Below are 22,421 nucleotides of genomic sequence, written 5' to 3'. Positions count from 1 at the left end.
GATGCTGACTACGTGACCTGCACCGAACCGACGACCACCGAACCGACGACCACCGAAGCGACAACCACCGAAGCGACAACCAGTGAACAGGCACGCGTCGACACCGGACAACCCCCGGCGACGCTGACCGCGCTCGTCCTCGCGACGGGCACGGCCGTCCTCGTCGGAGCCGAATTCGTCCCGGCCGGAGTGCTGCCGTTGCTCGCCCATGACCTGCACGTCAGCGAGGGACGCGCCGGTCTGGCCGTCGCGGCGACGGCTCTCGCCGGCGCGATCACCGCACCGACGATCGCGTCGGTGCTGCCGCGGACCGACCGTCGGCGCGTGCTGCTCGGGCTGCTGGCGCTCGCCGTGGTCTCGAACGTGCTGGTGGCGCTGGCGCCGACGCTGCCGTTGCTGCTGGCCGGTCGCGTCCTGCTGGGTGTCGCGATCGCCGGTTACTGGTCCTTCACATTCGGCGTCGGAGTCGCGATCACCGGGCGTCCCGCACTGGTCTCGACGGCAATGTCGTTGGGCACCAGCGTCGCCACCATCGTCGGCGTACCGCTGGCCTCGGTGCTCGGCGACAGCATCGGCTGGCGAGGTGTCTTCGCCATACTCATCGCGGCGACGGCGGCTTCCGGGCTGGCGATGGCCCGCCTGCTGCCTCCGGTGCCCGCGCATCCCGGAGCGGGGGCAGCCATGATGCGCCAGGCGCTGGGCAACCGCCGGCTGATGGCCGGTGTCGGGCTGGTGGCATTGGCCGCGTTCGGCAACTTCGCCGCCTACCCCTACATCCGGGTGGCGCTGCAGGCCGTGACGCCGTCGCTGGTGACCGTGCTCCTGGTGGCCTGGGGGATCGGCGGGCTGGCCGGGAACCTGCTCGGCGGCTCGCTGTCCGGCAGGTTGCGGCTGGGCGTGGCACTGGCGCCGGCGATGCTGTCCATGGGGCTGGCCGTGCTGGCGCTGCACCCGTCGTCGGCCCTGGTCGCGCTGGCGATCCTGGCGTGGGGGACCGGCTTCAACATGGTGCCGGTGACCACCCAGTTGTGGGTGTCCCGCATCGAGCCGAAGCGGGTGGAGTCGGCGGTCTCATTGCAGGTGACGGCGTTCCAGGCGGCGATCACCGTCGGCGCGATCGCCGGCGGACTGGTGGTCGATCACCGGGATGTCTGGACCGCGATGGGCGTCGGGGCGATCGCCGCGGCGCTCGCTGCGGTCGGCTTCGCCGTCCTGCGAACGGTGCCGCGGACCGACTGACGCCACTGCCCGGGCGTGTGACCCGTCTCCGCCCGGAAGGCTCGCACGAACGCCTCGGCCGAGCCGTATCCGGACCGGCGTGCGACGGTGACCAGGGCGGCGTCCGATGCGGCCAGCTCGTCCATCGCGTGCCGCATCCGCAGCCGGCGCAACAACTGCATCGGCGCGAGGCCGATGGCCTGTCGGAACCGGTCGACCAGGGTCGTGGTGCCGACGTGGGAGAGGGCGGCGAGTTCGGCGAGCGACCAGTCGTGGGTCGGGTCGTCGGCCATCGCGATCGCCGCAGTCCGGACGACCGGATCGGCGGACGACCGCGGCAGCCGGTCGTCGGTGCTGCGCTCGCGCTCGGAGAGCATCGCCGAGCCGAGCAGTTCGCCATACGCGGTGGTGATGCGGGGTCGCTCGACCTTCATCTCGCCACGCATCGGACACGCCGACAGCAGCGCCACGACGCCGGTCTGCGTGTCGGCGAAGTCGCGCGCGATCATCAGCCGTGGGACGGTCCCACGTTCCGCGCGCAGATCGGCGGCCAACAGCGCGCTGTCCGCGGTGGCCCGCACCGGATGCAGGACGGCGTGGTGCAGGTATGCCGCATCGCCCGGGCGCAGCGTGATCGCCGTTGCGGTGCCGAGGCTGCCGATGGTGACCGAGCCGGAGCGCACCAGGAGCCACAGCGACGAACGAGCCGTCTCCAGGACGGCGCCCGCGGACAGATCGGTGGACCAGGAGCGGTCGATGCGCCAGGTCTGAACGGGGTCCATGTCGGTGCAAGGCCGGTGGCCCGCAGCGCATTCCCCGCCCTTTCCCGCGGCCGGCACGCCACCCGCTGCACGAGCAGGGTTGTCGAGATGTTCAGAAACGCTCCCCATTCCGTTCAAGAGCGGCTCGTAGCCTCCGAATCGCGAGCTCGCACCGAGAACAACAAGGGAGACGACTGGGTGGAAGGCACTGTCGGCACACCGAATTCATCGTCGGCGTTGCCCACCGTCGGTGTCGCGATGTTGCACATGGGTGACCGGCCGGCGGAGCTGCGCCGTGCGCTCGCCACCCTGCGCGCCCAGGAGGGCGTCGAACTCGATGTCGTGGTCGTCGGCAACGGGTGGCGGCCGGAGGGTCTGCCGGACTGGGTGCGCAGCGTCCATCTGCCCGAGAACGTCGGGATCCCCGAGGGTCGCAACGTCGCAGCGCGCGAGGCGCGTGGCGAGTTCATCTACTTCTACGACGACGACGCCGCACTGCCGACGCCCGACGTGATCGCCGCGCTCGCGGCCCGGCTGCGGGCCGACGACCGGATCGCGGTCGTCCAACCGCGTGGTGTCGACCCGGACGGCAAGCCGTCGCCCCGACGTTGGGTACCGCGGTTCCAGGTGCGTGGCGGTGGCCGGCCGGGTCCGGCGGCATGGTTCTGGGAAGCCGCAGTTCTGGTGCGCCGCAAGGCTTTCGAGCAAGTCGGCGGCTGGCCGGGGCACTTCTTCTTCGGTCACGAGGGTGTCGATCTCGCGTGGCGGCTGGCCGACGTCGGGTGGCGCATCGAGTACGCGCCGTCCATCGTCATACATCATCCGGCGACGGACGCCGCGCGGCACGACGTCTACTTCCACACCAACGCACGCAACCGGGTGTGGGTGGCCAAACGCAATCTGCCGGCACCACTCGTACCGGTCTACCTCGGCTTCTGGACCGGCGTGACCGTCGTCCGGGTGCGGGACCATCGGGCGTTGCGCACGTGGATCGGGGGATTCGTGGAAGGCGTCCGCACGGACGCCGGTGAACGGCGCCCGATGACGTGGCGGACGGTCTGTCGGCTGGCCCGGACCGGCCGTCCGCCGGTGGTGTGATGAGCCCCGACCCGGTGCAGATAGTCGTCACCGGCGTGCGCAGCCGCACGCACCTGGTCCACCTGGCCGCCTACCTGCGAGGGGCCGCCGGGCCGCTGCGCGTGACCTACCTCGCCGGGGGCCGGTTCCTGGGGAAGGCGAACGTCGGCAGCGACGACATCCGCCGGTTCCTCGCGCTGCCGGCGGGCGCCGGGTTGCAGATCGTCCACTCGGTCGCCGCGCTCGCGGACCTCCCGGACGAGCCGGTGACCTATCTCTCGGTGGGCGCGCCGGGGATTCGCGCCTGGCTCACCATGCGACGCGCGGCACCGCGCCGGGCGATCCGGACGGTGGTCACCGACGAGGGCCTGGGCACGTATGGCGACTGGCGCACCCGACGCGCTGCATGGCGCCGGCAGGGCCTTCGGGAGCCCTGGACGACGACGCGTGCACTGGCGGTCGAGGGTGCGGTGCGCGGGCTGACCAGCGCCCGCTTCGCGATGTATGACGCCCGGCGTGGCTACGCACTGGAGCCGCGGATCCGTGCCGAATTCGGTTCGCACGTGGGAGATCGACGGCCGGACCCACTGGATGACCGGGTGATCTTCCTGAGCTCGCCGTGGGTCGAGATCGGTGCGCTCGACGAGGCGGCATACCTGCGCCACGTGGAGCAGGTCGCACGCTCGACGCGACAGAGCGGCAAGCGACTGGTGGTCTGTCCGCATCCCGCGGAGGACCGTTCGCGGTACCGCGATTTCGAGACGCTGAACGGCGACCTGCCGGCCGAGCTGAACCCGGAGGTCGTCGGCGCATCGGCTGCGATCGGCGGCACGAGCACCGCGCTGCTCAACCTCGCGGCGTTGCACGGGATGACCGCGACGCGGGTGGTCACCCCCGGTCTGGAACACCTCGAGACCGCTCTCGGCACGGTGCAACGCGGGCTCTTGACGCGCTACCTACCCTCGCCTGTCACGGTCTGCGGTTAGAGTCGAAGGGTGAAGGTCCACTCCTCAGCGGCTCGCATCTCGGGTTCACCAGCAGTGCAGCGGGTGGTCGGTCGTGCCCGTCAGGCGGCCAAGGACACCGCTTCCAAACTTCCCCGGCCGGCCGAGCAGAAGGTCTCGTTGCGGGCGGCCGACTTCAGCGGTGTGCGCAGCACCGGCCTGTTGCTGGACGGCGACGAGGCACGACTCGCCCGCAAGGCTGCCCGCCGGCTGGGTCTGGCGCGCACCCTCGACGACACCAGCGCCTGGGCGGCGTTCGGCGCCCTCGCCGCGCTGCTGCGTGTCGTCGACGACGGGCGCCGGCACTCGGTGATCGTCGACACGGCCGGACCTCGGTCGATCTTCTCCCGGTGGGCGACGCGGATCGGTTTCGCCCCGATCGCGGTCGACGTGATGCGCCCCGACGTGGTCGGGACCGACATCGACGCCGGCTCGGTCGACCTCGTCGTGCGGCTGCATCCGCATTCCAGCGATCCGGCCACCGTCGACGAGGACCTCGCACGCGGCACCGCGGCACTACGTCGTGGCGGGCTGATCATGGTCTCGCTGCGGTTGGGGCCGCGCGAGGCCGGCGGGATCGCGGTCGCCGATGTGCGGTCGCTGATCGCCCGCGCCGATGAGCAGGGCCTGTCCCTCGTCGGGGACCTCGCGCTCGAGGAGGGCCGCCAGGCCAACACCGTCGCGGCCGGCGAGACCGGCAACTTCGGTCTGGTGCTGTTGACCTTCCGGCGTCGGTGACGACACCACCCGCGGCAACAGCCGACTTCGCGCCGGGTCGACCGGTTCCGCTCGGGGCGATCCTGGCAACCTACCGGCACGGCTCCGGTGATCCGACCTTCCACGCCGCGCCCGGCGTCGTATGGCGCACCGCCCGCACCCCCGACGGTCCGGGCACACTGCGACTGCATCTGGAGCCCGCGGAACAGGGCGACCGGGTCGTCGCGCAGGCGTGGGGGCCCGGGGCGCAGTGGCTGGTCGGCGGCCTGCCGGACCTGCTCGGGGCCGCGGACCGACCGGACACCTTCGTGGTCCACCACGACCCGCTTCGACAGGTCGCGAAGGTGCATCGGCACTGGCGGGTCGCGCGATCACGGTTGGTGATCGACAGTCTGATCCCCGCAGTCATTGAGCAGCGCGTCACCGGCAAGCAGGCCTTCGGCGCCTACCGGCAGCTCGTCCGGCGGTATGGCGAACCCGCCCCCGGCCCGACCGATGTGATGGGGTCGCTACGGCTGCTGGTCGCCCCGGACGCCACGACGTGGCGCCGGATCCCGTCGTGGGAGTGGCTGCGGGCCGGGGTCGACGCACGCCGGGCCGACACGGTGCAGCGCGTGCTGCAGGTTGCGCCGCGACTGGAGGAGTGTGTCGCGCTGCCGCGTGAAAAGGCCTGGGAACGCTTGCGATCCGTGCCCGGTGTCGGCGTCTGGACGGCGGCCGAGACGATGCAGCGGGCAGCCGGTGACGCCGATGCCGTCAGCTACGGCGACTATCACGTGGCCAAGGATATCGGGCACGCGCTGACCGGTGTCCGTGTCGACGACACCGGCCTCGAGCAGTTGCTGCGTCCGTATGCCGGGCATCGATACCGGGTCCAGCACCTCGTCATGGCCGGGCGGCTGGGCGCTCCCCGCCGCGGAGCCCGGCTCGCCCTGCCCACGCACCTGCCGCGCTGAGGACCAGGACCACGAGGCCGGCCAGCATGGCAAGCTGCATCCCGTGGACGTATGACGCACGCGCCGCGTCCATGACCTGGCCGGCCAGCGAGTCGGGCAATCGCGACGCCACACCGGCCGCCTCGGCGAGCGAGCCGCCGGCGGGGCCGTGTGCGAAGGCGGCCGGCAGCGTGTCCACCGCCTGCGACCGGTAACCGGCTGCGGCGACACTGCCCAGCAACGCGATGCCGAGCGCACCGCCGAGTTCACTGGCGGCCTCCGAGACCGAGGCTCCGGTGCCCGCCTGCCCCTCGTCGACCGCGGCCAGTACGAGTTCGCCGGCCAGGGTCATGGTCAGGACCAACCCGGAGGCGAGCAGCCCGGCACCGATCAGCGCGCTGAGCAACGATGACGTGCCGAGAGTCGCGAGTACACCGAATCCGCTTGCGGCGACCAACAATCCGGCGGCCGCCGAGGTCGCCTTTCCGAAGCGCGCACCCATCGGCGCGGCGAGCGGTGCGACTGCCGCGACCCCGACGGTCGGCAGGATGCTCCACAGCGCTGCGGCCAGTGGCTCATAGCCGAGCACGAGTTGCAGGTAGGCGGTGATCAGCACCGCGTTGCCGACCAGCGCGAACGAGCAGATGCTGTTGCCCAGCAGCGCGACACAGTAGGTGCGGTTGCGCAGCAGCGCCGGCGGCACCATCGGATGTGTGTGGTGGAACTGTCGGTGCGCGAACGCGACCACCAGGGACAGGCCCACACCGATGCAGACGATCCACCGGACGTCGAGGCCGTCGGCAGCCCACTGCTTGATGCCGAAGATCGTGCAGAGCACTCCGGCGAGCGAGAGCATCGCGCTCGGCAGGTCGAGGGGGTGCGACCGCCGGCTGCCGCGAGGCAGCAGCACCGGACCGAGCACCAACAGCAGGACCATGGCCGGCAGATTGATCAGGAACACCGATCCCCACCAGAAGTGTTGCAGCAGAACGCCGCTCAGCACCGGCCCGAGTCCGACTCCGGCGGTCATCACGCCGGTCCACGCGCCGATGGCACGGCCGCGCTGGCGCTCGTCCTGGAAGAGCGATCGGAGCATCGACAGGGTGGAGGGCATCAGGGTCGCGCCGGCGAGACCGAGGATCCCGCGCGCCGCGATCAACTGCGCGGCGCCGCCGGAGTATGCCGCCAGCAGGGAGGTGGCCGAGAAGCACGCGGCGCCGATGAGCAGCAGCCGTCGTGGGCCGATCCGGTCGGCGACCGCACCCATCGTGATGAGCATCCCGGCGAGCACGAAACCGTAGATGTCGAAGATCCACAGCTGCTGGGTCGGTGAGGCATGCAGGTCGCGGCTGATGTCGGGCGCCGCGAAGTAGAGGACCGAGACGTCCATGGAGACCAGCAGCAGCGGCAGCGCCAGCACGGTGAATGCCACCCACTCCCTGCGGCCGGCGGTGGGCGATGCCGGTTGTGTCGCCATCTTCATCGTTTCTCCTAATGGTGTATTACGCAAACTGTTTATGTACGACACTGAACATAGAGCATTACTGTGTATGATGTAAAGAGATAATTTCGAGCATGGGGAGGCACGCGTGACCGGGTCGGAGATGAGCCGTGGCATACACGCACTCTGGGGCGGAGTCGACAAGCCACGGCGTGGACCGAAGCCGAGTGTCACGATTCACGAGATCGCGGCTGTCGCAGTGGAACTCGCGGACGAGTCCGGACTCGAAGCGGTCACGATGGCAGCCGTGGCCGCCCGGCTGAAGCTGACGACCATGGCGCTCTACCGGCATGTCGACTCGCGGCAGGACCTGGTCGCTGTCGCCGGGGACACCGCCCTCGGCAGCCCACCGGAGCGCAGCCGCCGCATGGGCTGGCGGCGTCAGGTGGGGGAGTGGGCCCGTGCGGAGTTCGACCGGTTGCGGGCGCATCCTTGGGTGTTGGACATCATCCTCGAGGGACCGCCGACCGGGCCGAACACCATTGCCTGGATGGACAGCGGGATGCAGGCGATCGGCAGCACCGGCCTCGACCCGCAGTCGGCCGCCTCGGCGCTGCTCGTCGTCGATGGTTTCGTCCGCAGCATGGTCACCCAGGCGCAGCAGTACGGCGACGGCGCGGACTGGGCGGCCACGTTGGCGACCGTCGTCACTCCTGGCGAATACCCCGCTGTGTCAAGGGCTTTGGAGTCCGGCACGTTCGACGACGATGGCGACTTCCCGAGCGAGCAGGACATCGACTTCGGGCTCGGGCTGATCCTCGACGGCATCGAGAGACTGGTCGGCTGAGGGGGCCTCAGTCCTGGGGCTCGGTGACCTCGATCGTCACTGCGTCCGAGGCATCGCGACGAGCGTGCCCCTGCAACCTCTCGCCGGCTATCGCGACCTCGAGCCGAGCCCAAACCCGCCCGAGGGCAACGGGATCCGCGCACTTCAGCCGTATGGCGACGGAGCCGTCCGAGGCCGACGCGTGCGCAGCGACGGAGTCGCCCCCGGCGAGCGCGACTCGCGTGGCGCGGGACACCCGGTCCTCCAGCGGTTCGGGGGCAACGGATTCGACACCGACCTCGGCGGCAAGGGCGGAGCCGGGAGGGACGCCGAGTGCGGCCCGGACGGCTTCGGCGCGACCGAGTCCGAACCAGTCGGTCGGTCCGGTGCGGACGAGTCCGGCGGCCCCCGGGCCGTCCTCGGCGGTGACGAACGCATCGAGTCCGGTGAGCACGGCGACCGGCACCCGGTCGATCTTGCCCTTGACGAGGTCGGCTGCAGAGGCCACTTCGTCGGCGATGTTGCGGATGGTGACCGCCAGGTCGCGCCCGGTGGTGTCGGCCAGTCCGCGCAGGTCGTCCAGCGGGTTGAGTCCCGCGGCGCCGAGTGCGAAGTCGGTTAGGCCACCACGCCAGGAACGGCCGGAGGTGTCGGACAGGACTACCGCGAAATCCGTTGTCCTGTCGAGAGATCGCGCCAGCTCGCCGCGCAGTCGGCGGGCGACGGCGTCGGCATCACGGGGCAGGAGCAGGAGTCGCTCGTCGGCCGAGTTGGAGGCGTCGATGCCGGCCCCGGCCATCACCGGGCCGGCGACGGCATGCACGACTCGCGTGATGCCCGAAGCCGTCGCACGTTCCGCGACGACCGAATGTGACTGTTGCAGAACGAGATCCGCACGATCGACATTCGTCGCGGCATACAGCCTGAGCCACTTGGAGACGATCTTGCTGGTGATCACGACGATGTCGCCGGCTGCGAGGATCGGCCGCAGTCGCTCGGCGAGCAGCGCGGGCAGGTCGAGTTCGGGCGTGACCTCATCCTCGAAGCCGACCGGGCGGATCGCGATCATCGGAGGTTTGTCATCGGCGCAGCGAAAGGCCGAGTTCTATTGCTTCAGAGGCCATTTCGGCGGCAGCCTCGACATCCGTCATCAGCAGAGGAATCGCCCGGACGGCCGGCTGGGCGCCGGTCATCGCGGATTCATCGGCCTTGTCGACCAGCCATCCGTCGAGGAAATCGGCGTAGAGCCCGGCGACGCCGTCTGGCGTGACCGGCACGCCGATGGCGGACAGGCAGGCGTCCGCGTGACCGCGGACCGGGGCGCCGCCGACGAGCGGGCTGACCCCCACGACCGGGGCGCTCGTGCCGCGCATCGCATCGCGCACGCCGGGCACCGACAGGATGATCCCGATCGACACGACCGGGTTGCTGGGCGGGAGCAGGACGAGGTCGGCGGTGCGGATCGCGTCGAGGACGCCCGGCGCCGCCGCGGCCTGGTTGAGGCCGGCCACGACGAATCGCTTCGCCGGCAGCGCCGCCTGGTGCTGCACCCACCACTGTTGGAAGTGGATCGCGCGTTCGGCGCCGTCCTCGCCGTCGACGACGACGTGGGTCTCGACGGGGGTGTCGGTCATCGGCAGCAGGGTGACGCCCTGCTCCGGCAGCTTCCAGCGCTGCGCCAGCCGCTCGACGACGGCGCTGAGCGTCATACCCTGGCCGAGCCACTGGCTGCGCACGATGTGCGTGCCGAAGTCGCGATCGCCGAGACCGAACCACTGCGGTTGCGCACCGTATGCCGCGAGCTCGCCCTGCACCGTGAACGTCTCGTCGGCGCGGCCCCAGCCCTGCGACTCGTGGACCCCGCCGCCGAGCGTGTAGAGCAGGGTGTCGAGATCCGGGCACACGCGCAGGCCGAAGAGTGAGATGTCGTCGCCGGTGTTGCCGATCACGGTCAGCGAGTGCGGACCGTCGGCCCGACCGGACAGGTGGTGCAGGAGGCCACGCAGGAATCGGGCGCCGCCGACACCTCCGGCCAGAGCGGTGATGCGCATTGCCCCATGGTCGCACGTCGGTCGAAAAGCGTTGCAGGGCGCGGAGTCTGCGAACGATAGTTAGCAACTTCCGGGCTTGACGTATCGGAATGACACGCGTGTAATTAGCACCATCAGGTCACACCGACGGTGGAGGAGGAGCCGTGCAGGAGTTCACAGTTTTGACCCTCTTGCACGAGGGGCTCGAGCAGGAAGATGAAGAGACAACGCTTTCGTGGCAGGAGCGTGCGCTGTGCGCACAAACCGACCCCGAGGCGTTCTTCCCCGAAAAGGGTGGGTCCACTCGTGAGGCCAAGAAGGTCTGCATCGGGTGCGACGTCAAGTCCGAGTGCCTCGAATACGCCCTCGCACACGACGAACGCTTCGGTATCTGGGGCGGCTTGTCCGAACGAGAGCGCCGCAAGCTGAAGAAGCGGGCAGTCTGACCACGATCCACGCCCGGCCCACCCGGCACGCAGCCGAGCTGACCAGTGCCGGGTTGTTGGCGACCGATGACGACGCCGTCGCCCTGGCCGTCACCGCGTTGCTCGTCGTCCAGCACGGCGACCACCCACGTCTTCCCGACACCCTGCAGGCGCTCGTCGCCTCCTCCCGCCGGCCGGACCGGCTGATCGTCATCGACGCGACCCCGGGACGTGACCTGCCCGGGATGCTCGCGGACCACCCCGTGATCGGCGAGGCCGACTGGGCCCTCTCCGTGGTGACCGTTCCTCCCGGCACATCGTTCGCCGAGATCGTCGACACCGCCGTCACCGCGCTGCCCGATCCGGGCGAGGATGCCGTGGTCGCGCTGCGCCCGCGCCGCCGGGCCCGGAAACGACCGGTCCGCCCTCGCGACCGCGACGAATGGCTGTGGCTGCTCCACGAGGACAGCGCGCCCGACAGCGCGGCACTTGCCGAGCTCGCCACCGTGGTCGCCGCGAGCGACCGGATCGGTGTCGCCGGGTGCAAGGTCCTGGACAGCGACGACCCGACCCGCCTCGTCAACGTCGGCATCGACCTGACCCGCACCGGCCGACACGTCGGCTCGCGGATGCAAGGGGAGCCGGACCAGGGCCAGCACGACGACCGACGTGACGTCCTGGGCGTCAGCAGCGCCGGCATGCTGATCCGCCGCGACGTCTACCTCGGCCTGGGCGGATTCGACCCGGCATTCGACGGTGACGGCGACGGCCTCGACGTGTCCTGGCGCGCCCATCTCATCGGTCGCCAGGTGGTCGTCGTGCCGGCGGCGCGCGTCCACCAGGACCTGGCCGGCAAGGACAGCGACGTCGACCGACCCGCACCGCGGAGCCCGCGCACCGTGCGCCGGCACCGACAGGTCGCGCTCGCCCGTGCATCGTTGCTCGGCCTGCCGTTCATGGCGCTCTGGGTGTTCGTCAGCAGCGCCGTCCTCGGACTCCTCATGCTGTTGCTCAAGCGGCCACGGCGCTCGCTGGCCGAGTTCGCCCAGGCCACCGCGCCGCTCGGGCTCGTCCGGGTGATCGGCGCGCGTTGGCGGTTCATCGGCCGGGCGAGCACCAGGCGGCGCAACCTGCGCAGCATCTTCGTGCCCTGGCGTGGCGCGCTCGAGCACGCGGTCGGCACCATCGGCGACGCGATCACCCTCGAGCCGACACGTCGCGACATACCTGTGACCGAGCCCGTGGAAACCGGGCCGGTTTCCGGCGACGCAGAATCCATGCCGGTCGGACCGGCGCCGGGTCGCGGCGGCGTGCTGCGCAACCCCGGCCTGTGGGTCTTCCTCGTGCTGCTGGTCGCGGCCGGTGTGTGCTGGCGCGACCTGATCACCGGCGGGGCTGTGCGCGGCACCGGCAACGGCCTGTCCGGAGGGGCGTTGCAGCCCTTCACCACGGACGCGTCCGGCGTATGGCGCATGTGGCGCGACGCGTGGACCGGTCCGGGCCTGGGTGAGGCCGGCTCGGCCACGCCATACCTCGTGCTGCTGGCGCCCTTGGCGTGGGTGGCACAGCAGCTCCCGGGTGTGCACGGCGGCGCCTCGGCGGCTGCCGTGATCGCCTGGTTGTTCGTGCTGGCGATGCCGCTCTCCGGGCTGGTGGCCTACCGCGCCGGACGCATCGCGACGCACGCCCGCTGGCCGCGGGCCGCGGCCGCACTCGCGTGGGCGACCCTGCCGACGCTGACCACGGCGGTCGCCGCCGGACGCCTGGGTCCGGTCGTGGCGCACATCCTGTTCCCGTTCGCTCTCGCCGGTGCCTTCGAGATCGGGCGTCGGCGGGCAAGCGTCCCGGTCACCTGCGGGACCGTGGTGGTCTGCGCCGTCATCGGTTCCTTCGCTCCCGCACTGCTGCTGGTGACCTCACTGATCGCGCTCGGCGTGGTCGTCATCGGTCCCGGATCGGCGCGGCTGCGCGGTCTCACCGTCGCGGTGCTGCCGTGGGTCGTCCTCGGTTGGTGGACGCGGGATCTGCTCACCGACTGGCGTGCCGCACTGGCGGGCCCGGGCGGGTTGGACACCGTGCACTCGACGCCGGTCTGGCACCTGCTGTTGCTGCACCCGGCCGGACCCGGCTCCTACACCGTGTGGGCGAGCATCCCGGTGCTGCTGGTGGGCGTGGCCGGTCTGGTGCGCTCCGGGTTCGGCAAGGCGTCCACCGGACTCGCGTTGGTCGGCCTGCTCGGTCTGGCTGCCGGGCTCGCTGCCGGGCACCTGCACCTCGTGCAGTGGTCGGACGGTGTGCGCACACCGTGGGCGGGTCTCGGTCTCGACGTCTTCGCCGCGGCTCTGCTGGCCGCCGGCCTGCTCGGCCTACGGGGGCTGCTCGCCGAGCGCTCCGCCCGTGCGCCCCGGCTCGCGCACCGACTGGCCGTCGGTGCCACCGTTGCCGGCTGCGTCGTTTTCGCGGGGACCGCTGCGCTCGCCGCGTGGCAGGCTCAGCCGACAGCATCGCTGCGGCCGACGCCCGCCGGAGTCCCTAGCGTGGTGTCCGGCCAACTCACCGGCCCGAACGCCGTCCGTCTGCTGCGGCTGACCGTCTCGAGCGCCGGCACGATCACCTACCAGCTGACCGGTCGCGAGACGGGGCTGCCGGCGACCGGCCTCCATGAGCCGGTGCCCAGCGGTGGCGCCCCGACCGCAAGTGCCGCGACCGACCTGCTGCAACCCGACCGGGCGGACTCCGCCACCACCCAGTTGCGTGATCTGGCAGTCGGATTCGTCATCGTCGACGGCCCCGGTTCACGCGCCGCGATCGCCGATCGGCTGCAGAGCGTCGCGGGACTGACGCAGATCTCCCAGGCCGCCCGTGCTGCCGTATGGCGGGTCGACCCCGCGACCTCAGACGCCGGCGCAGCGGTCGTGGGCAGCAGTCGCGTCTGGCTCGAGCAGGACGGACAGCCGATCGACGGTGTGCCGTCGACCGTGGCACACGCGCGATCCACCACCACGATCCCGGCCGGTTCCGCCCGGCGCGACCTGGTCATCTCCGAGGGCCTCGGCTGGCGTGACCACGGCAGCGTGACGATCAACGGGCATCGCGTGCGGCCGGTGGTCGCCGACGGCCGCCTCACCTACCCGATGCCGGCCTCCGGCGGCCGGTTGACGATCGACCCGGGTGTTCAGCACCCGGCCGTCGTACTCGGTCAGGGTGCGCTCGCCGCTCTGCTGGTCTTCCTGGCGATCCCCTTCGGCAACCGCCGGTCACGGAGGACGTTGTGAAGGTATGGGGAGCCATCCGGGCAACGGTGACGGTCGTTGCGGGTGCCGGTCTGGTCTGGGGAGCGACCCAGGTGACCGACACCGCCGACGCGACCCGGCCGGCCGACGTGCGCCGCGTCGCTGCCGACACGACGTCCAGCACCCTGAGTGATGTGTCGCTGTCGTGCACCGGGACCGACACGGCCGGTCGCGTGCAGGTGGCATCCGCGCCGGCAGCCTGGCTGACCGCGTCCGCGAGCGGCGGTTCGGTGCGCCTGACGGGCAAGGATGCCCAGCCGCTGAACCTGACGCGCGGCCGCGTAGCCGACGGCGTGCTGCCCGCAGGTGCAGCAGCGACGGTCGCGGGCAAGGGCGGTCTGGCCACCGGCCTCGTCGCCTCGCAGGCACAGGTCGACGTGCGCCCCAGTGCGCGAGGGCTGGCCGTCGCGCCCTGCGGCGGTCCGATCCAGGACGGCTGGTTCTTCGGCGGCGGCGACGCCGCGGGACGGGTCGCCCGATTGACGCTGGTCAACACCGGTGCCACGGCGACGACGGTCGACGCAACCGTGGTCGGCGCGGACGGCGTCGATGCGGGCGCGACGGTCAAGGGCACCGTCCTGGCACCGGGGGAGCGAAAGACGCTGGTGCTGGGCGACTTCGGGTCGTCCCTGGCGTCCGCAGCCGTGCATGTCACCGCGACCGGCGCCGGTGTGTCGGCCTCATTGACCGACTCCTGGCTCGACGGCGAGACACCGGTCGGTGAGGACACGACGAGTTCTGCCGTCATACCGGCCACCAAGCTCGAGATCCCCGGCGTTTCGGCAACGAGCGCGGCGCCCGAGGTGCGCGTCGCGGTGCCGGGCAAGGACGAGGCGATCGTGCGTGTCCGCGCGATCAGTCCGTCCGGTGACGTCGCCTTCGACAAGGTCTCCACCGTTCGATCCGGCTCCTCCGGGCTGGTCCGGCTGACCGGTCTGGCAACGGGCAGCTACGACGTCCAGATCACCGGAGACGTGCCCGTCGCGGCATCGGCGATGAGCCGGACGGCGAACTCCGGTGTCACCGACCTCGCCTGGTCCCCGGCCGTGGAGGGGGGCAAGGGTCCGGCGGGCATCGCGCTGCCGACGGGCGTACCCAACCGCGTGACGACCCTGATGCTGGCCGCGCAGCAGCGGACCAAGGTCGAGCTTGTCATCGTGACTCCATTGGGCGCCGAGACCAAAACCATTGAGGTTCCTGCGGATCGACCGGTGGTGACCGACCCCAAGGGCGCCACAGCCGTGTGGGTGCGACCTGCGGGAGGCGGCGCCGTGCAAGCGGCCGTCACCATCAGCGGCCGGCGCGATGACGGTGCGCTGCTCGCCACGATCCCGTTGCAGCAGACACCGCTCAGCCAGTCGACCAACCGGCTGGTCGCCGCCCGCGGCTGACCGTCGGGCTCAGGCCTGCTGCTCGGCCAACCACTGCGCGTAGGTCGCACCGCCCCGAATTGCATGCGGTCCGGGCAGATTCGAGCCTTCGGCGAAACGGCGCATCGTTCCTCCCACCGCGGGTAGCCGCACCTGACGTGGTGCCCGCCGCCCCTCGACGTGCGCGGTCAGGACGGCCAGCTCACGTGCAGTCAGGATCTCCGGCCCGGCATACTCCGCGGTGGCCACCGACGGCGTCTCCTCGAGGGCATGATCGACCAATTGCTTTGCCAGCCAACGGGAATCGATCGGTGCGAACCGCAGACCGCGCATACCCACACCGAAGCCCGCGACCTGGCCGCCGACGAGTCGACGGACGAGCTCGTGCACCTGGGTCGCCCGCACGATCACGTGCGTGCGACCCGAACTGGTGACGGCGGTCTCGGCGGCTGCCTTGGCCCGGTAGTAGGGGAGCGGATTCTCCCAGCAGCCGACGATGGAGACGTGGATCAGGCGCGCGGTCGGATTGTGCTCGGCCAACGCCTCGCACAGCCGGGCGGTGCCGTCGATGTCCACGTCCTGGCTGTGCGCGGCGTTGCTCGCGCAGTGGATCACCGACTGCACCCCGTCGACGGCCTCGGCGAGTCCGGCGCCGGTCGCGAGATCACCCTCGATCTCCTCGCCTCCAGTCGTGGCGTGGCCCGGCATACGCGTCAAAATCTTTGCAGTGACACCGGATCGGAGCAGTTCGAGCACCGCCTGCGAGCCGATCGTGCCCGTGCCACCGGTCACCAGGACGGGCTGCCGGGCGATCCCGGGAAGCCCGGGGATGAGCGGGGGTGGGTCGGTCGCCTGCGACATCAGTCCTCCAGATCGTCCGGATGTATGCCGATCACGTGCGCGACCTGTTCGGCCAGGACCTCCCAGACCAGCTCGGTGAGGTCGGAGTCCTCGGTGGCGCGCGACTCGATCGGACGGCGGTAGAGCACGACGCGGGCAGCACGGCCTCGCTGGGCGGGGTGCGCACGGCCCAGCGCGAGATCGGCCTCCCAGGGCGGAGGGTCGGTCGACGGGACGTCCTCGACCGCGAACTCGATGCCGTCGAGGCTGCGCTTGAGGCGTCCCTCGAGGTTCTCCACACCGTCCAGAACGAGCTCGTCGAACTGGGCCGACCGACTACGCATGGCAGGCACCGGCGGCCAGGCGAGGGGACCGCGGAAACCGCGACCGTGCCGATCGACGCTCATGACCATGACTCTATAGGTGCCAATCACTTTCGAGATGCAACCGGATTCGATCCGAGAGCTCGGCGGCGTGCCGATCGACCACCGGCGGCCCCGGTGTCCTAGAGTCGAGCATCGTGACTGGTCCGAGAGTGAAGCGCCTGTGTTCCCGCACCGCGTGCAAGGCAACCGCGGTCGCGACCCTCACCTATGTGCACGCGGACCAGACCGCCGTGCTCGGGCCGCTCGCCACCTACGCGGAGCCGCACACCTACGACCTGTGCGCGGATCACACGACGCGACTCACGGCGCCGCGCGGGTGGAACGTCGTACGCCTGGCGATCGACCTGTCGGAGCCGGAACCCACGCCCGACGACCTGCTCGCCCTCGCCGACGCCGTACGTGCCGCAGCGGCACCGCCGCCGGCACCCGAGGTGCCGCCGACCGAGGGCGGCCGGCCGGTGCTGACCGTGCTCCGGGGGCAGGACTCCTCCCGGTAGGCTCGTCCTTCGTGACCTCGCCTCGACTCGCCGACTTCTGCAAGGCGTATGACGTTCGCGGCCTCGTGCCCGAGCAATTGAACGATGCCGTCGCCTTCGCGATCGGCGCGGCCTTCGCACAGGTCGTGGCGCTGCCGGACGGCGCGCACTCGATCGTCGTGGGGCACGACATGCGACCCAGTTCACCGGCCCTTTCCGACGCCTTCGCCCGTGGCGCCGCGTCGCTCGGCCTGGACGTGGTGCAGATCGGGCTCTGCTCGACCGACGGGCTCTACTACGCCAGCGGTGCGCTCGACCTGCCCGGCGCGATGTTCACCGCGAGTCACAACCCGGCGCAGTACAACGGCATCAAGTTGTGCCGGTCGGGTGCTCGGCCGGTCAGCCGGGAGACCGGCCTGGCGCAGATCACCGAGATCGCCCAGGCCCGGCTGGACGACCCGGCGAGCGTCACCGTCGACACCGCTCCCGGTGCGGTCACCTCCCGAGACGTGCTCGGTGATTACGCGACGTTCCTGCGCGGCCTCGTCGACCTGTCCGGCGGCCGGCCGCTGAAGGTCGTGGTCGATGCCGGCAACGGCATGGGCGGCCACACCGTCCCCGCCGTGCTCGACACCGGAGCGGGACTGCCGCAGTTGCCGCTGGAGGTCGTGCCGCTCTACTTCGAACTGGACGGCACCTTCCCGAACCACGAGGCCAACCCGTTGGAGCCCGAGAACCTGCGCGATCTGCAGCGCGCGGTCGTCCAGCACGGCGCGGACATCGGCCTCGCATTCGACGGCGACGCCGACCGCTGCTTCGTGATCGACGAGCGTGGCGAGCCGGTCAGTCCGTCGGCGGTCACCGCGCTGGTGGCGACCCGGGAGATCGCCAAGGCCGGCGCCGGCGTGCCGGTCGTCTACAACCTGATCTCCTCGCGCGCGGTCCCGGAGATCATCGCCGAGCAGGGTGGCGAACCCGTCCGCACGCGCGTGGGTCACTCCTTCATCAAGGCCGAAATGGCCTCGCACCAGGCGATATTCGGTGGTGAGCATTCGGCGCATTACTACTTCCGCGATTTCTGGTTCGCCGACACCGGGATGCTTGCCGCCATGCACGTCCTCGCGGCGCTCGGCGAGCAGGACCGGCCCTTGTCGGAGCTCGCTGCGTCATACAGCCGGTATGTCGCCTCGGGTGAGATCAACTCGCGGGTGACCGATGCGGCTGCGGCTACCGAGCGGGTCAGCGACTGGGCCCGGGAACAGGGCGAGGTCGAGCAGGACACGCTCGACGGCCTGACGATCGCGCACGTCGGCGAGCCGATGTGGTGGCTCAACGTCCGCGCGAGCAACACCGAACCGTTGCTGCGACTCAACGTCGAGGCGGCCGACCGTGCGACGATGGAGATCGTGCGCGACGGCGCCCTGCAGCAGATCCGTGAGGAGAATCACGCATGAGCACGACTATTGATCCTTGGTTGCGGGAGATCCTGCGCTGCCCGGTCGGGCTGCACGAGCTGGTCGACGGGACCGGCCCGGACGGCTCGCCCGAGTTGCAGTGCACTGCCGATTGCGGCGCACCCGGGCAGCGGCGCGGTTACCGCATCGACGACGGCGTGCCGGTGTTGCTCGCCGACGAGTCCCGAGTGTTCACAGCCTGATTCGTCGCCTGCGATGCCCTACCTGGACGAAGCCGGACTCGATGATCCCGACGAGCTCGCTCGCCGGGATTCACGGGAGACGCTGCGCGCGCTGGCGACCGCCGGTGCCCAGGTCCGGGAGGCCGTGACCCTGTCGACCGAGGGTGGCATCGACCGCGTCGCGTACGGCGAGCGGCCGAGGTCGGTCGTGGTGGCGGCGCTCGGTGGCAGCGCGGTCGTCGCCGATGTGCTGGAGATGCTCGCCGAGCCGTCCTCCCCGGTACCGGTCACTGTGCGCCGCAACCTGCCGCTGCCGGGCTGGGTCGGTCCGCTCGATCTGGTGATCGCGGTGTCGCTGTCGGGACACGCCGAAGGTCCCGTGGCGGTCGCCCGGGAGGCGGCCCGTCGTGGTGCCGCACTGCTCACCGTCGGCAGTGAGGACTCACCGCTGGCCGAGGTCAGCCACCGGGCCCGTGGGGTCCACATCGGGGTCGGACACGGACGTACCTCGTCGCGAACTTCGCTGTGGTCATTGCTGACTCCGGTCCTCATGGCCGGTGACGGCCTCGGCCTGATCGACGTTCCGCAGTCGGTGCTGCCTGAGGTCGCGGATCGATTGGACGGGCAGGCGGAGGCGTTCCGGCCGTCGTCCGAGTCGTTCGTGAACCCGGCCAAACTGGTCGCGGTGCAACTCGCCGAGACGGTGCCGGTCGTGCTCGGCGACGGCGCGCTGTCCGGGGTCGCAGCGCGCCGAGCCGCGGCAATGCTGGCGCAGACGGCGCGTATCCCCGCGACCTGGGGAGAACTGCCGGACGCCGCGTCCCAGATCGTCGCCTGCTTCGACGGTCCCTTCACCGCCGGCGGTGGGTCCGGAGCGACCTCCGCACGGCAGGCGGACATCTTCGCCGACCCCTTCCTGGATGCACCGGCACAGCCCAAGCTCGGACTGATGGTGCTGCGGGACGCGCCGGTGCGCCCGCCGACCCCGGAGAGCGACGCCGCCCTGGCACTGACCGAGGCAGTGCTCGGAACGGCACGTGGCGCCGGTGCGCACGTCATCGAATCCACCGCGACCGCAGGGCATCCCGTTGCGCGGCTGGCGGAGCTGATGGCGCTCACGGACTTTGCCGCGACCTACCTCGCGCTGGGCTTCGGGGTCGATCCGGCCGTGTCACCGCACGTCGCCGACCTGCGCGACCGCACGTCCGAGCAGTAGGTCGGCGGCCGCCACGGCCAGCAGTACCGCGGCCGTGATCGCGAAGACGGACCGCAGCCCGAAATGCGCCCCGACATACCCGCCCATCAACGGTCCGGTGACCTGACCGACGTACTGCGCCGAGACCGACAACCCCAGCACGCGACCGACGACGTTGTCCGGCACGCGGTGGCGGATCGCGGCGATGATCGCCGGCATCAACCCACCGAGCGCCGCACCCATCAGCAGGCGGAGCACCGCCAGCACGACCACGTTGGGTGCGGCAGCCTGAGCCAGCAGGGCGACGCCGGCAGCGGCGAGGGACCCGATGATCACCGGGATGTGCCCGATCCGGTCGGCGAGCCGGCCGAGCCGCGGAGCGCAGGCGATGCTCCCGGCGGCGCCGAGCGCCATGATGATCCCGGCCGCGAACGACGCGTGCTCGGTGTCGGACAGCTCGCCGACGAAAAGAGTGATGGTCGGCTCGACGGACATCGTCGCGAAGAGCAACAGGCTCGAGGTCACCAGGAGCATGACGATCGTGCCGCGGTGGGGGAGCGCCGACCAGACGATGCGGGTGTGCGGCGGTCGCGACGCCTTCGGGACGTGGTCCTCGTGCAGGAGCGTCGCGGTCGCGAGGAAGGCCAGGAAGATCAGCCCGCCGGCGAACAGGAACGTGGTGCGCACCCCGATGAGTTCCGGTGCGAAACCACCGAAGAGCGGTCCGACGATGTTGCCGGCCATCACCCCGCCGGACAGCACACCGAGCGCCCACGCACTGCGTTCCTTCGGCGTCTGCGCCGCGATCAGGATCGTCGAGCCGGAGGCGTAGCCGCCGAGCAGTCCGGTGAGCAGCCGCAGGGCGACCAACTGCCAGACGTTCTGTGCCAAGCCGATGCAGGACATCACGATCGCCATACCGAGGCTGGCGCGGATGAGCATCGACTTGCGCCCGAAGCGATCACCCAGCGCACCCCAGAGCGGCGCTGCCAGGGCTGCGGTGAAGAACGTCGCGCCGTACGCGATGCCGGACCAGCGCAGCACGGAACCCTGGTCATGGACGCCGAGTTGCTCCACGAAGATCGGCAGGTAGGGGACGAGCATCGTCATCGCGACGATTGTGGTGAACGAACCGCCCACGCAGACAACGAGATTGCGTCGCCATCGGGTGTCCTCGGTCATGGGATCCAGGTTGCTCCCTCGCGTCCATAGTGTGAACGAACTTCTCGGCATATGGACGATCAGGTTGGTCGAGTGCCGGGAGAGCGCAGCGGAGGAGGTGTATCGAGACCGGCTGTATCGCGCGGCATACGCTTGTCGGGTGACATATTTCGACCTGGCCATCATCGGCACCGGCTCCGGCAACTCGCTCGTGACGCCCGACTTCGACGACAAGCGAGTCGCCGTGATCGAGGAGGGTCTGTTCGGCGGGACCTGCCTCAACGTCGGGTGCATCCCCACCAAGATGTTCGTGTATGCCGCGGAGGTGGCCGACACGATCCGCGGGTCCGGCCGGTATGGCGTCGACGCGACGCTGGACGGCGTGCGGTGGCGTGACATCCGCGATCGCGTGTTCGGGCGGATCGACCCGATCGAGGCCGGTGGCCGCGCGTACCGGGAGGACGGCGCGAACACCACGGCGTACGAGGGGCATGCCGAGTTCGTCGGACCCCGAGAGTTGCGGGTGCAGGTGGGTGACCGGGTCGAGCAGGTCACCGCCGACCAGGTCGTCATTGCTGCGGGCGCGCATTCCGTGGTGCCCGAGGTCATCTCGGAGTCCGGGGTGCCCTTCCACACCAGCGACACGATCATGCGGATCGACGAGCTGCCGGCGTCGATGGTGATCCTCGGCGGTGGTTTCATCGCGTCCGAGTTCGCCCACGTCTTCGGTGCGTTCGGTGTCGAGGTCCGCATCGTCAATCGCGGCGCGCAGCTGTTGCGCAAGGAGGACGAGGAGATCAGCCACGCCTTCACCGAGCTGGCGACACAGCAGTGGGACGTGCACCTCGACGCCGCGGTCGTCGGCGCGAAGCACTCGGCCGACGAGGTCGTCCTCGAGCTCGATTCGGGGGAGCTGGTCAGCGGGGAGCTGCTGCTGGTCGCCACCGGCCGCGAGCCCAACACGGCGCGGCTCGGTCTTGAAAACGCAGGAGTGGCAACGCATTCCGATGGTCGAGTGAAGGTGGACGAGTTCGGCCGCACCACGGCGGAGGGTGTGTGGGCGCTGGGTGACGTGAGTTCGCCGTACCAGCTGAAGCACGTCGCCAACCATGAGGCGCGCGTCGTGGCGCACAACCTGGTGCACGGCGACGACCTGCAGGCGTTCGACCACCGGTTCGTGCCGTCCGCCGTGTTCACGCACCCGCAGATCGCGTCCGTCGGTATGACGGAGGCCGCTGCGCGCGAGGCCGGCATCGACGTCACGGTCAAGGTGCAGAAGTACGGCGACACGGCATACGGCTGGGCGATGGAGGACACCACCAGCATCTTCAAGGTGCTCGCCGACCGACAGACCGAACTGATCGTCGGTGCGCACGTGATGGGGCCGATGGCCAGCACGCTGATCCAGCCGGTGATCCAGGCGATGAGCCTCGGCCAGACCGTCCCGGACGTCGCCCGCGGGCAGTACTGGATCCACCCCGCGCTCGCCGAAGTCGTCGAGAACGCGCTGCTCGGTCTCGAGTTCGACCGCGAAGCGGGTTGAGTGGCGGAGGAGCGAAGCGGGGGAGCGTATCGAAACCGCACAGCGGGCGACAATGGTTCCTGGGCGTTCGCTGCATAGACTTCGCGC

21 protein-coding genes are annotated in these 22,421 nt (G+C 70.6%); 14 read left to right on the top strand and 7 right to left on the bottom strand.

The window, feature by feature from the left end; genetic code table 11:
• The first annotated feature begins 12 nt into the window (after positions 1 to 12).
• Entirely contained in the window at positions 13 to 1,239 is a 1,227-nt protein-coding gene (locus ACZ50J_RS16275) for an MFS transporter (protein ID WP_464298197.1), read from the top strand.
• On the opposite strand, the gene ACZ50J_RS16270 is transcribed toward ACZ50J_RS16275, so the two are convergent.
• Positions 1,140 to 2,000, bottom strand: coding sequence for a helix-turn-helix domain-containing protein (locus tag ACZ50J_RS16270; protein ID WP_464298196.1), 861 nt, complete (start codon positions 1,998 to 2,000; stop codon positions 1,140 to 1,142). The genes ACZ50J_RS16275 and ACZ50J_RS16270 overlap by 100 nt on opposite strands.
• A 177-nt stretch (positions 2,001 to 2,177) precedes the next feature.
• Here ACZ50J_RS16270 and ACZ50J_RS16265 point away from each other — a divergent pair, with 177 nt between their 5' ends.
• Genes ACZ50J_RS16265 through ACZ50J_RS16250 form a run of 4 tightly spaced genes read left to right on the top strand, consistent with a single transcriptional unit; the run spans position 2,178 to position 5,733 of the window.
• On the top strand, positions 2,178 to 3,077 hold the full coding sequence (locus ACZ50J_RS16265; RefSeq protein ID WP_464298195.1) for a glycosyltransferase family 2 protein: 900 nt from the start codon (positions 2,178 to 2,180) through the stop codon (positions 3,075 to 3,077).
• Positions 3,077 to 4,042 carry a hypothetical protein gene (locus ACZ50J_RS16260; RefSeq protein ID WP_464298194.1) on the top strand — a complete coding sequence of 322 codons (966 nt, stop codon included), beginning with the start codon at positions 3,077 to 3,079 and terminating at the stop codon, positions 4,040 to 4,042. The genes ACZ50J_RS16265 and ACZ50J_RS16260 overlap by 1 nt, the downstream gene beginning before the upstream one ends.
• 9 nt (positions 4,043 to 4,051) lie before the next feature.
• Positions 4,052 to 4,798: a hypothetical protein gene (locus tag ACZ50J_RS16255; protein ID WP_464298193.1), complete on the top strand. Its 747-nt coding sequence runs from the start codon at positions 4,052 to 4,054 to the stop codon at positions 4,796 to 4,798.
• A complete protein-coding gene (locus ACZ50J_RS16250; protein WP_464298192.1) occupies positions 4,795 to 5,733 on the top strand; it encodes a DNA-3-methyladenine glycosylase family protein in 939 nt (312 codons plus the stop codon). Before ACZ50J_RS16255 ends, ACZ50J_RS16250 begins: the two co-directional genes overlap by 4 nt.
• Here ACZ50J_RS16250 and ACZ50J_RS16245 read toward each other — a convergent pair.
• Positions 5,663 to 7,195, bottom strand: a complete 1,533-nt coding sequence (locus tag ACZ50J_RS16245) for an MFS transporter (RefSeq protein WP_464298191.1) — start codon at positions 7,193 to 7,195, stop codon at positions 5,663 to 5,665. The genes ACZ50J_RS16250 and ACZ50J_RS16245 overlap by 71 nt on opposite strands.
• A gap of 106 nt (positions 7,196 to 7,301) precedes the next feature.
• Here ACZ50J_RS16245 and ACZ50J_RS16240 point away from each other — a divergent pair, with 106 nt between their 5' ends.
• On the top strand, positions 7,302 to 8,000 hold the full coding sequence (locus ACZ50J_RS16240) for a TetR/AcrR family transcriptional regulator (RefSeq protein ID WP_464298190.1): 699 nt from the start codon (positions 7,302 to 7,304) through the stop codon (positions 7,998 to 8,000).
• Positions 8,001 to 8,007: 7 nt separating this feature from the next.
• Here ACZ50J_RS16240 and ACZ50J_RS16235 read toward each other — a convergent pair whose 3' ends face one another.
• Both ACZ50J_RS16235 and cofD read right to left on the bottom strand, forming a co-directional pair.
• Positions 8,008 to 9,048: a coenzyme F420-0:L-glutamate ligase gene (locus ACZ50J_RS16235; RefSeq protein WP_464298189.1), complete on the bottom strand. Its 1,041-nt coding sequence runs from the start codon at positions 9,046 to 9,048 to the stop codon at positions 8,008 to 8,010.
• Between the two features lie 10 nt (positions 9,049 to 9,058).
• Entirely contained in the window at positions 9,059 to 10,030 is a 972-nt protein-coding gene (gene cofD, locus ACZ50J_RS16230) for a 2-phospho-L-lactate transferase (RefSeq protein WP_464298188.1), read from the bottom strand.
• A 143-nt stretch (positions 10,031 to 10,173) separates the two neighbouring features.
• Between cofD and ACZ50J_RS16225 the strand changes: the two genes are divergently transcribed.
• From ACZ50J_RS16225 to ACZ50J_RS16215, 3 genes are read left to right on the top strand one after another with little or no spacing between them, the layout of a single operon-like run.
• Positions 10,174 to 10,455 (top strand): WhiB family transcriptional regulator, encoded by a 282-nt coding sequence (locus ACZ50J_RS16225; protein WP_464298187.1) that lies wholly within the window; start codon positions 10,174 to 10,176, stop codon positions 10,453 to 10,455.
• Positions 10,456 to 10,508: 53 nt separating this feature from the next.
• Positions 10,509 to 13,709 (top strand): glycosyltransferase, encoded by a 3,201-nt coding sequence (locus tag ACZ50J_RS16220; protein ID WP_464298186.1) that lies wholly within the window; start codon positions 10,509 to 10,511, stop codon positions 13,707 to 13,709.
• Complete coding sequence (locus tag ACZ50J_RS16215; RefSeq protein WP_464298185.1) at positions 13,706 to 15,118, top strand: DUF5719 family protein; 1,413 nt, start codon at positions 13,706 to 13,708, stop codon at positions 15,116 to 15,118. Before ACZ50J_RS16220 ends, ACZ50J_RS16215 begins: the two co-directional genes overlap by 4 nt.
• 9 nt (positions 15,119 to 15,127) lie before the next feature.
• Here the strand turns inward: ACZ50J_RS16215 and ACZ50J_RS16210 are convergent, their stop codons facing one another.
• Together ACZ50J_RS16210 and ACZ50J_RS16205 are read right to left on the bottom strand one after the other, a co-directional pair.
• On the bottom strand, positions 15,128 to 15,958 hold the full coding sequence (locus tag ACZ50J_RS16210; protein WP_464298184.1) for an SDR family oxidoreductase: 831 nt from the start codon (positions 15,956 to 15,958) through the stop codon (positions 15,128 to 15,130).
• Positions 15,958 to 16,344: a metallopeptidase family protein gene (locus ACZ50J_RS16205; protein WP_464298183.1), complete on the bottom strand. Its 387-nt coding sequence runs from the start codon at positions 16,342 to 16,344 to the stop codon at positions 15,958 to 15,960. The genes ACZ50J_RS16210 and ACZ50J_RS16205 overlap by 1 nt, the downstream gene beginning before the upstream one ends.
• A gap of 113 nt (positions 16,345 to 16,457) precedes the next feature.
• Between ACZ50J_RS16205 and ACZ50J_RS16200 the strand changes: the two genes are divergently transcribed.
• Genes ACZ50J_RS16200 through ACZ50J_RS16185 form a run of 4 tightly spaced genes read left to right on the top strand, consistent with a single transcriptional unit; the run spans position 16,458 to position 19,651 of the window.
• The gene (locus tag ACZ50J_RS16200; protein ID WP_464298182.1) at positions 16,458 to 16,820 is read left to right on the top strand and encodes a DUF3499 domain-containing protein; all 363 of its coding nucleotides are present in this window, start codon (positions 16,458 to 16,460) and stop codon (positions 16,818 to 16,820) included.
• A gap of 11 nt (positions 16,821 to 16,831) precedes the next feature.
• The gene (locus ACZ50J_RS16195) at positions 16,832 to 18,253 is read left to right on the top strand and encodes a phosphomannomutase/phosphoglucomutase (protein ID WP_464298181.1); all 1,422 of its coding nucleotides are present in this window, start codon (positions 16,832 to 16,834) and stop codon (positions 18,251 to 18,253) included.
• A complete protein-coding gene (locus ACZ50J_RS16190) occupies positions 18,250 to 18,456 on the top strand; it encodes a Trm112 family protein (protein WP_464298180.1) in 207 nt (68 codons plus the stop codon). Before ACZ50J_RS16195 ends, ACZ50J_RS16190 begins: the two co-directional genes overlap by 4 nt.
• Positions 18,457 to 18,469: 13 nt before the next feature.
• The gene (locus ACZ50J_RS16185) at positions 18,470 to 19,651 is read left to right on the top strand and encodes an SIS domain-containing protein (RefSeq protein ID WP_464298179.1); all 1,182 of its coding nucleotides are present in this window, start codon (positions 18,470 to 18,472) and stop codon (positions 19,649 to 19,651) included.
• Here the strand turns inward: ACZ50J_RS16185 and ACZ50J_RS16180 are convergent.
• The gene (locus tag ACZ50J_RS16180; RefSeq protein WP_464298178.1) at positions 19,607 to 20,812 is read right to left on the bottom strand and encodes an MFS transporter; all 1,206 of its coding nucleotides are present in this window, start codon (positions 20,810 to 20,812) and stop codon (positions 19,607 to 19,609) included. The two genes, ACZ50J_RS16185 and ACZ50J_RS16180, sit on opposite strands and share 45 nt — an antisense overlap.
• Positions 20,813 to 20,951: 139 nt before the next feature.
• Between ACZ50J_RS16180 and ACZ50J_RS16175 the strand changes: the two genes are divergently transcribed.
• The gene (locus ACZ50J_RS16175; RefSeq protein WP_464298177.1) at positions 20,952 to 22,334 is read left to right on the top strand and encodes a mycothione reductase; all 1,383 of its coding nucleotides are present in this window, start codon (positions 20,952 to 20,954) and stop codon (positions 22,332 to 22,334) included.
• Positions 22,335 to 22,421 lie beyond the last annotated feature (87 nt).

Source organism: Flexivirga sp. G2 (genome assembly GCF_055397625.1).
Note: the sequence above shows the minus strand (reverse complement) of the source record. Positions and strands in the feature narration are given on the sequence as shown.

Coding starts and splice junctions, on each gene's coding strand:
- ACZ50J_RS16210 (WP_464298184.1), bottom strand. CDS start 15,958: ATGTCGCAGGCGACCGACCCACCCCCGCTCATCCCCGGGCTTCCCGGG.
- ACZ50J_RS16270 (WP_464298196.1), bottom strand. CDS start 2,000: ATGGACCCCGTTCAGACCTGGCGCATCGACCGCTCCTGGTCCACCGAT.
- ACZ50J_RS16245 (WP_464298191.1), bottom strand. CDS start 7,195: ATGAAGATGGCGACACAACCGGCATCGCCCACCGCCGGCCGCAGGGAG.
- ACZ50J_RS16185 (WP_464298179.1), top strand. CDS start 18,470: ATGCCCTACCTGGACGAAGCCGGACTCGATGATCCCGACGAGCTCGCT.
- cofD (WP_464298188.1), bottom strand. CDS start 10,030: ATGCGCATCACCGCTCTGGCCGGAGGTGTCGGCGGCGCCCGATTCCTG.
- ACZ50J_RS16190 (WP_464298180.1), top strand. CDS start 18,250: ATGAGCACGACTATTGATCCTTGGTTGCGGGAGATCCTGCGCTGCCCG.
- ACZ50J_RS16260 (WP_464298194.1), top strand. CDS start 3,077: ATGAGCCCCGACCCGGTGCAGATAGTCGTCACCGGCGTGCGCAGCCGC.
- ACZ50J_RS16180 (WP_464298178.1), bottom strand. CDS start 20,812: ATGACCGAGGACACCCGATGGCGACGCAATCTCGTTGTCTGCGTGGGC.
- ACZ50J_RS16235 (WP_464298189.1), bottom strand. CDS start 9,048: ATGATCGCGATCCGCCCGGTCGGCTTCGAGGATGAGGTCACGCCCGAA.
- ACZ50J_RS16205 (WP_464298183.1), bottom strand. CDS start 16,344: ATGAGCGTCGATCGGCACGGTCGCGGTTTCCGCGGTCCCCTCGCCTGG.